Here is an 8958-nt window from a genome sequence, read left to right on the forward strand (position 1 = left end):
ATGACTGACATGACACGGATAGATACCGTCCTCGTCGCCAACCGCGGTGAGATCGCCGTGCGGGTAATCCGCACCCTGAGGACCATGGGAATCCGCTCGGTCGCGGTGTACAGCGAAGCGGATCGGGACGCGCGGCATGTCCGCGAGGCCGACACCGCGGTCCTGCTCGGCCCGGCCGCCGCCCGGGAGAGCTACCTGGTGATCGAGAAGGTGATCGCGGCAGCCCAGGCCACGGGAGCTCAGGCGATCCACCCCGGATACGGGTTCCTGTCGGAGAACGCGAAGTTCGCGGGTGCCTGCGCAGACGCCGGCATCGCCTTCCTCGGTCCCTCCGCCGCCGCCATCGAGGTGATGGGCGACAAGATCACCGCCAAGAACGCCGTCGCGAAGTTCGACGTGCCCGTCGTACCGGGCATCGCCCGGCCTGGCCTGTCCGACGACGAACTGATCGCGGCCGCAGGCGAGATCGGCTACCCGGTCCTCGTCAAGCCGTCGGCGGGCGGCGGCGGCAAGGGGATGCGCCTGGTCGAGGAGCCCGGCGCGTTGGCCGACGCCCTGCTCAGCGCACGCCGCGAGGCCGCGTCCGCGTTCGGTGACGACACCCTGTTCCTCGAGCGATTCGTGTTGCGTCCCCGGCACATCGAGGTGCAGATCCTGGCCGACCGGCATGGCAACGTGGTGCATCTCGGTGAGCGCGAGTGCAGTTTGCAGCGTCGCCACCAGAAGGTCATCGAGGAGGCGCCCTCGCCTCTGCTCGACGAGCAGACGCGGGCCCGTATCGGCGAGGCGGCGTGCAACACGGCGCGCAGTGTCGACTATTCGGGTGCCGGAACGGTCGAATTCATCGTCTCCGCCGACAAGCCGGACGAGTTCTTCTTCATGGAGATGAACACCCGGCTTCAGGTCGAACACCCCGTGACGGAGCTCGTGACGGGACTCGACCTGGTCGAGTGGCAGGTACGGGTGGCGGCGGGCGAACCGCTCGGCTTCACCCAGGGCGAGATCACCCTCACCGGACATGCCATCGAAGCCCGCGTGTATGCCGAGGATCCCAGCCGAGGCTTCTTGCCGACCGGTGGTCTCGTCGCCGACGTCGTCGAACCCGAGGGCCCGGGAATCCGCGTCGACTCGGGTCTTCGCGCGGGCACAGTGGTGGGCAGCGACTACGACCCCATGCTGGCGAAGGTCATCGCGCACGCCGACGACCGCGCCGGTGCGTTGCGGAAGCTGGACCGGGCGCTGGCCGGCACCGGTGTGCTCGGTGTGGTGACCAACATCGAGTTCGCGCGCTTCCTGCTCGCCGATCCCGATGTGGTGGCGGGCAACCTCGACACCGGTCTGCTCGACCGCCGGCTCGAGGACTTCGTCGCTGCGGAGGCCACCGATGCCGCGCTCGTCGCCGCGGCCGCTTTCCGCTGGTTGCAGCGCTGGCCGGAGCGTTCACAGGCCGATCCGTGGGACGTTCCCAGCGGCTGGCGGGTCGGGGTTCCCGCGCCCACCAGTATTCGGCTGGCATCGCCGACGCGTACCGACCACGTACGGATCACCGGTCACCCCGCCGACGCCACCGCGCAGGTGGAGGACGGCGACACCCTGTCCCTGACGGCGGCCCTCGACGGAACCACACTGTCCGTCGTGATCGACGGCAGACGTGAAACCTACCGGGTCGCCCAGACCGACGGGCACATCTGGCTCGCCGGATCCGAGGGCACGACGATGCTCCGGGAAGTCGAGGAGCTCAGCGTCCGCACCGGTGACGTACATGCCGGCGAGGCCGAGATCACCAGCCCCATGCCCGGATCCGTCATCGCCGTCGGCGCCGAAGCGGGCGCCCACGTCACCGCGGGCCAGACGCTCGTCGTCGTCGAGGCGATGAAGATGGAGCACTCGCTGACCGCACCCGTCGACGGCGTCGTCGACATCCTCGTCGCGCCCGGCGACCAGGTGATGGTCGACCAGCTGCTCGCACGAGTCACCCCGCACACCGACACGAAAGAGAACGAGTCATGACCGAATATCTCGCCACCGGCCAGCTTCCCGACGAATACCAGCAGCTTGCCAAGACGGTCGCCGATTTCGCGAAGAACGTGGTGGCACCGGTCGCGGCAGAGCACGACGCCAACCACACCTTCCCGTACGAGGTGGTGTCGGGCATGGCCGACATGGGTCTGTTCGGCCTCCCGTTCCCCGAGGAATACGGCGGAATGGGCGGTGACTACTTCGCGTTGTGCCTCGCCCTCGAGGAGCTGGGCAAGGTGGACCAGAGCGTTGCCATCACCCTCGAAGCCGGCGTGTCCCTCGGTGCGATGCCGATCTACCGCTTCGGCAACGAAGCACAGAAGCAGGAGTGGCTGCCGCAGCTGACGAGCGGAAAGAGCCTCGCTGCTTTCGGTCTCACGGAACCGGGCGCCGGAAGCGACGCGGGCGGCACCAAGACCACCGCCAAGTTCGACAGCGGTGAGTGGATCATCAACGGCAACAAGCAATTCATCACCAACTCGGGCACCGACATCACCCGGCTCGTCACCGTCGCCGCCGTGACCGGCGTGAAGGACGGCGGCAAGAAGGAGATTTCCACGATCCTCGTCCCCACCTCGACCCCCGGTTTCACCGCCGAACCTGCATACAACAAGGTGGGCTGGAACGCCTCCGACACCCACCCCCTCACGTTCTCGGACGTGCGCGTCCCCGAGGAGAACCTGCTCGGCGAGCGGGGTCGCGGATACGCGAATTTCCTCCGCATCCTCGACGAGGGCCGCATCGCGATCGCCGCACTGAGTGTCGGTGCGGCGCAGGGGTGTGTCGACGAGTCCGTCAAGTACGCGAAGGAGCGTGAGGCATTCGGGCGACCCATCGGGCACAACCAGGCCATCGCGTTCAAGATCGCGCGCATGGAGGCACGCGCCCACACCGCCCGCACCGCCTACTACGACGCCGCCGCACTGATGTTGTCGGGCAAGCCGTTCAAGAAGCAGGCCGCGATCGCCAAGCTCGTCGCGTCCGAGGCCGCCATGGACAACGCGCGGGACGCCACTCAGATCCACGGTGGCTACGGATTCATGAACGAGTACGTGGTGGCACGGCATTACCGAGACAGCAAGATTCTCGAGATCGGCGAGGGCACCACCGAGGTGCAGTTGATGCTCATCGCGCGGGAGGCCGGACTGTGAGCGCAGCAGGAGCCGAGGAGCCGAACCGGATCGTCCAGCGTGGGCTGTGGTTCGAGGAGTTCGAACTCGGAGCGGTCTACGAGCATCGCCCCGGCCGCACCGTCACCGAGGCCGACAACGTCCTCTTCACCACCCAGACGATGAACACCCAGGCCCTGCACCTCGATGCCGCTTACAGCGAGGGCACCCAGTTCGGTGAGCGCCTCGTCAACTCGATGTTCACCCTCTCGACGCTGGTCGGGTTGTCGGTGGCGCAACTCACGCAGGGGACCATCGTCGCGAACCTGGGATTCTCGGAGATCAGTTTCCCGAAGCCGCTGTTCCACGGCGACACGCTCTACGCGGAGACACGCATCGCCGACAAGCGGGAGTCGAAGAGCCGACCGGGGGAGGGCATCGTCACGCTCGAGCACACCGGGCGCAACCAGAACGGCGACGTGGTGGCGATCGCCGTGCGCAAGACCCTCGTCCAGAAGAAGCCGTCGTGAGCTGGGCATTGCCCGGACCGGCCTGGTTGTTCTGCCCGGCCGACCGGCCCGAACGGTATGCGAAGGCGGCTGCGGCGGCCGACGTCGTGATCCTCGATCTCGAGGACGGAGTCGCGCAGGCCGACAAGGAAGCGGCGCGGGTCGCGCTGATCGACACCCCGCTCGATCCGGAGCGAACAGTGGTCCGCGTCAATCCCGTCGGCACCGACGACCACGAACTCGACCTCCTCGCCCTCGACGGCACTCGCTACACCCGATTGATGCTGGCCAAATGTGAGACCGCCGATCAGGTGTTGTCGCTGGCGCCACGCGAGGTGATCGCCCTCGTCGAGTCGCCGCTCGGGGCGCTCGCCGTCGGCGAGATCGCGCTCGCGGCGAGCACCATCGGTGTCATGTGGGGTGCCGAAGACTTGGTGGCCGCGATGGGCGGCAACTCCAGCCGCCGCGAGGACGGCACGTACCGCGATGTGGCCCGGCAGGTACGGTCGTCCACGTTGCTGGCGGCGAAGGGCTTCCATCGCCTCGCCCTGGATTCCGTCTACCTGGACATCAAGGACCTCGACGGTCTTCGCGCCGAGGCGCACGACGCCGTAGCGGTCGGGTTCGATGTCAAGGTCGCCATCCATCCCAGCCAAGTCGTGGTGATCCGCGAGGCGTATGCACCCTCCGACGACGACGTCGACTGGGCCACGAGAGTCCTGGCCGCCGTCGACGAGCAACGCGGAGTTTTCGCCTTCGAGGGCAAGATGGTGGACGCACCCGTCCTGCGTCACGCAGAGGCGATCCTGAGGAGATCCGGCACGACCCCGTGAATACTCTTCAGCCGCGGATGGTTGACGAGTACACACGGTTACAACACAGGAATGGAGAACTGCAGTGCCTGAAAGAACTACGTCGGTGATTGTTGCCGGGGCCCGTACACCGATGGGTCGGTTGATGGGTTCGTTGAAGGATCTCTCGGGTTCGGATCTGGGTGGGATCGCGATCAAGGGTGCGCTGGAGAAGGCGGGGGTGGCGCCGGATCAGGTGGAATACGTGATCATGGGTCAGGTCCTGACGGCGGGGGCGGGGCAGATGCCGGCGCGGCAGGCGGCGGTCGCGGCCGGGATTCCGATGGATGTGCCGGCGTTGACGGTGAACAAGGTGTGTTTGTCGGGGATCGATGCGATCGCGTTGGCGGATCAGTTGATCCGGGCGGGGGAGTTCGAGGTGGTCGTTGCCGGTGGGCAGGAGTCGATGTCGCGGGCGCCGCATTTGCTGGAGAAGTCGCGGGAGGGGTTCAAGTACGGCGATGTGACGATGCGTGATCACATGGCGTTCGACGGGTTGCACGACATTTTCACCGATCAGGCCATGGGAAGTCTGACGGAGTCGCAGAACACGGAACCCGGTCGGCAGACCAGCCGCGAGGAGCAGGATGCGTTCGCGGCGGCGTCGCACCAGAACGCGGCCCGGGCCTGGAAGGACGGGTTGTTCGACGACGAAGTGGTGCCGGTGTCCATTCCCCAGCGTAGGGGTGAACCGATCGTGTTCGGCCAGGACGAGGGAGTGCGTGCCGATACGACGGTGGAGACGCTGGGACGGTTGCGTCCCGCCTTCGCGAAGGACGGAACGATCACGGCCGGGTCCGCGTCACCGATTTCCGACGGTGCGGCGGCTGTGGTCGTGATGAGCAAGGCCAAGGCCGAGGAGCTCGGTCTCGAGTGGCTGGCCGAGATCGGCCCGCACGGCGTGGTTGCGGGTATGGACTCGACGTTGCAGTCGCAGCCGGCGCGGGCGATCGCGAAGGCGTGCGCGAAGGAGGGCATCGACCCGAAGGATCTCGACCTCGTCGAGATCAACGAGGCCTTCGCGGCTGTCGGGATCGTCTCGACCCGTGAGCTGGGGCTGGATCCGGCGAAGGTCAACGTCAATGGTGGGGCGATCGCTGTGGGGCATCCGCTGGGCATGTCCGGGGCGCGGGTCACCCTGCATCTGGCCCTCGAGTTGCAGCGCCGCGGCGGCGGTGTGGGTGTGGCCGCGCTGTGCGGCGGCGGCGGTCAGGGTGACGCACTGATCGTGCGCGTTCCCACCAGCTAGGTACCAAAAGAACGCGGAGCACTCCGGCTGTCGGGGAAGATGGAACCATGACAGCCGATCCGCAGTGGGTACCGACCGAGGCTGATCTGCGCAACGCGGTGATCACCGACTTCGGTGTTTTCATTGCACGGCGCCACAACGTTCCGGTAGACGACTACCGGGCGTTGTGGCGTTGGTCGGTGGCCGATCCCGACGCGTTCTGGCAAGCCGTGTGGGACTACTTCGACATCCGCTCTGCGACCGATCCGGGTCCGGCCTTGGCCGAGTCCTCCATGCCGGGCGCCGTGTGGTTTCCCGGCGCCACTCTCAATTACGTCGATCAGGTCTTCCGCAATGCCCGCTCCGACAGGCCCGCCATCCGGTACGTCGGTGAGGGTGGGGTCGACGTCGCTGTCGAGTGGGACGAGTTGCGCTCGCAGGTCGCGGCGCTCGCGGCCACACTGCGGGATCACGGCGTCGGTGTCGGCGATCGCGTCGTCGGATACCTGCCCAACATTCCCGAGGCAGTGATCGCGTTCCTTGCGACCGTTTCGGTGGGGGCACTCTGGGCCGCGTGCGGGCAGGACTATTCCGCGCCGGCAGCCCTCGATCGGCTCGGACAGCTCGACCCGAAGGCGCTGATCACCGCGGACGGGTATCGGTTCGGCGGCAAAGAGCACGACCGCGTCGATGCCGTACTCTACCTGCAGGCCGGGCTGCCCTCTCTGGCCCTGACCGTCATCGTGCCCCATCTTCGACGGGAATCGGAGGTCGGCGACGCCACCACGTGGGCTGAGGCCACGGGCCGGGAGGCCGCACTCGAACCGGTGGCCGTCCCGTTCGACCACCCCCTGTGGGTGGTGTTTTCTTCGGGAACCACCGGACTTCCGAAGGGAATCGTGCACGGCCACGGCGGAGTGCTTCTCGAACACCTCAAGTCACTCGCGCTTCATCTCGACGTCGGCCGAGACGACACCCTCTTCTGGTACACCAGTCCCAGTTGGATGATGTGGAACTTCCAGACCGCGGGCCTGCTCGTGGGGGCCACCATCGTGTGTTACGACGGGAGCCCCGGGTGGCCCACGGCGGATGCGTTGTGGGCGTTGACCTCCCGTCTCGGTGTGACGGTGGTGGGGACGAGTCCCGGATACGTACTCGCCTGCGACAAGGCCGGGGTGGTACCCGTCCGCGACCACGACCTGACGGCGCTCCGCGCGGTCGGCAGCACCGGGTCCACGTTGCCTGCCGCGTCGTCATTGTGGTTGGCGCACAACGTCGGTCGGAACATTCCCGTCATGTCGATCACCGGTGGGACCGACGTGGTCTCGGCCTTCATCGGTGGAGCGCGGACTGTTCCGGTCTGGCCCGGTGAATTGTCCGCTCCCTGTCTGGGTGTCGCCGTCGACGCCTTCGACGAAACGGGCAGTCCCGTGCGCGGCGAGGTCGGTGAACTGGTGGTCACGGCCCCGATGCCGTCGATGCCGGTGTCGTTCTGGAACGACCCGGACGGGAAGCGCTACCACGACGCCTACTTCGACGTGTTTCCCGGTGTGTGGCGGCACGGTGACTGGATCACGATCACCGAACGCGGGACCGTGCTGATGCACGGAAGGTCCGATTCCACACTCAATCGCAACGGGATCCGGATGGGGAGCGCGGACATCTACCAGGTGGTGGAGAAGCTGCCCGAGGTCGCAGAAGCACTGGTAGTCGGGGTGGACCTGCCGGACGGCGGATATTGGATGCCGCTCTTCGTGGTCCTCGTCGACGGGGTGGAGCTCGACGACGCGTTGCAAGACCGAATTCGGGGTGCGATCCGTGAGCAGGCCTCGCCCCGGCATGTGCCGGACGACATCATCCTCGCGCCCGGCATTCCTCACACTCGCACCGGCAAGAAGCTCGAGGTGCCACTCAAGAAAATTTTCCAAGGCGCGGACGCGGCTCGTTCAGTCGACCGCAGCGCCGTCGATGATCCAGCACTGCTCGACTGGTTCGCCCGGCATGGCCGCACGGCGGCTCAGGGTGGCTGACCAGGTAAGGCTTGCTTTTGTTACTGACCGGTAACAAGAGGTGGGTCGGGCGTGGTGCTTGGCGTGGGGTGTGAGATATCTCCCTATTGATCCAGCGAGCGCCCGCGCCGGGATGCGACAAATAGGACGTCACGCGCGCTGCATCTCGTCTCATCGTCGGCCAAGTGTGATCGCCGCCGCGGGCGATACGGTGCCGCATCCGCGCGCCAGACGACCCCACTGACCGCGCCCATGCAGGTCAAGGCGAATTCCGCCCTGAAGTTCAGTTTCGAGCGCATGGGATGTCGCTGCCGGAGGCGCGTGCGCGTCACTCCTGGGCGGCTCTCGATTTCATTCCCGCCTCGCCTTCGCCGCGAGTGTTCCGCTTTGAGACCTGCGCGGGGCTTTGGTAGACACGATGGTTGGTAAACAAGCGGTGGTCGGTGCGACGTCCGCCCCCGCGGCCGATCAGCCGATCGTTTGGTACCGCGCGAAGTGGATTGTTCGGGAAGGGGGCGATAAATGTGGACACGACATTTGTCCGTCCGGCGGAATTCCGACCCGCGGTACGTTTTTCGCCTCGCACGTGTACGCGACGCCCGGAATGTGGTTCTCGCTGTTGAACATGTGCGCGTCGCCGATCCAAATTTCGACTGATTCTGGAAGTATCGACGGTCGGGAAGGTCACAGCTCGGCAGGTAACAGTGGTGGGTATGTGACCGATGTATACCCCGGCGTTATTTCGACACAGGACGAACCGAGATGGTCACCGACGAGTGAGAGGAGGGTGCAGGCATGAGTGTGGCGAAAGTTCGGACGTCCATTTCCGCCGTAGACACGTCTGTCGACTCCGAGGGTGACGAGCACCGATTGGGTGGCCGCTTGTTGGATCGATGAAGGAACGGAGCCAGGAATGAACCCGCTCACCGCGAATGATCCGGGATGCCAGAGCGCCCCAGGGCGCACTGCATCGATCTCCACTGTGGTGGAACTCGTCGATCAGCCCAAGGTGGGCCGTCCCGTTCCCGATTCGCGAGTGGCCTCGGACCGAGGCACGTGCATGTAGTGGCGTTCAGAGCTACCAATCACCAGTCACACAGGCGGCGGCAAGCCACGCGTTCGAGAACGGAGTAACCCTTGGGGTCGGGACATGCAGCGGGTAGTAACGGTGCTCCCATCGGAGCCTTTCCGCTGTCAGCTGCGCAGCGAGGGATCTGGTTCGCTCAACATGCG

6 protein-coding genes are annotated in these 8958 nt (G+C 66.2%); all 6 read left to right on the forward strand.

From position 1 onward, the window contains the following. The first annotated feature begins 9 nt into the window (after positions 1 to 9). The 6 genes from ACH49N_RS14005 to ACH49N_RS14030 all read left to right on the forward strand — a co-directional run bounded on the left by ACH49N_RS14005 (position 10) and on the right by ACH49N_RS14030 (position 7746). Complete coding sequence (locus ACH49N_RS14005) at positions 10 to 2010, forward strand: acetyl/propionyl/methylcrotonyl-CoA carboxylase subunit alpha (protein ID WP_159927532.1); 2001 nt, start codon at positions 10 to 12, stop codon at positions 2008 to 2010. Continuing rightward, the gene (locus tag ACH49N_RS14010; protein ID WP_358272935.1) at positions 2007 to 3170 is read left to right on the forward strand and encodes an acyl-CoA dehydrogenase family protein; all 1164 of its coding nucleotides are present in this window, start codon (positions 2007 to 2009) and stop codon (positions 3168 to 3170) included. The genes ACH49N_RS14005 and ACH49N_RS14010 overlap by 4 nt, the downstream gene beginning before the upstream one ends. Further along, a complete protein-coding gene (locus tag ACH49N_RS14015) occupies positions 3167 to 3658 on the forward strand; it encodes a MaoC family dehydratase (RefSeq protein WP_109331659.1) in 492 nt (163 codons plus the stop codon). The genes ACH49N_RS14010 and ACH49N_RS14015 overlap by 4 nt, the downstream gene beginning before the upstream one ends. Further along, positions 3655 to 4470, forward strand: a complete 816-nt coding sequence (locus ACH49N_RS14020) for a CoA ester lyase (protein ID WP_159925585.1) — start codon at positions 3655 to 3657, stop codon at positions 4468 to 4470. The genes ACH49N_RS14015 and ACH49N_RS14020 overlap by 4 nt, the downstream gene beginning before the upstream one ends. A 112-nt stretch (positions 4471 to 4582) precedes the next feature. Beyond that, the gene (locus ACH49N_RS14025) at positions 4583 to 5737 is read left to right on the forward strand and encodes an acetyl-CoA C-acetyltransferase (protein WP_358272994.1); all 1155 of its coding nucleotides are present in this window, start codon (positions 4583 to 4585) and stop codon (positions 5735 to 5737) included. Between the two features lie 47 nt (positions 5738 to 5784). Next, a complete protein-coding gene (locus ACH49N_RS14030; RefSeq protein WP_159925587.1) occupies positions 5785 to 7746 on the forward strand; it encodes an acetoacetate--CoA ligase in 1962 nt (653 codons plus the stop codon). Positions 7747 to 8958 lie beyond the last annotated feature (1212 nt).

The sequence above is a fragment of the Rhodococcus sp. NPDC019647 genome (assembly GCF_044389235.1).
Classification (GTDB): domain Bacteria; phylum Actinomycetota; class Actinomycetes; order Mycobacteriales; family Mycobacteriaceae; genus Rhodococcus_F; species Rhodococcus_F oxybenzonivorans.

Bases quoted from the DNA above. Each gene is read 5' to 3' on its own strand.
- ACH49N_RS14005 (WP_159927532.1), top strand. From the start codon at position 10: ATGACACGGATAGATACCGTCCTCGTCGCCAACCGCGGTGAGATCGCC.
- ACH49N_RS14025 (WP_358272994.1), top strand. From the start codon at position 4,583: ATGGGTCGGTTGATGGGTTCGTTGAAGGATCTCTCGGGTTCGGATCTG.
- ACH49N_RS14030 (WP_159925587.1), top strand. From the start codon at position 5,785: ATGACAGCCGATCCGCAGTGGGTACCGACCGAGGCTGATCTGCGCAAC.
- ACH49N_RS14010 (WP_358272935.1), top strand. From the start codon at position 2,007: ATGACCGAATATCTCGCCACCGGCCAGCTTCCCGACGAATACCAGCAG.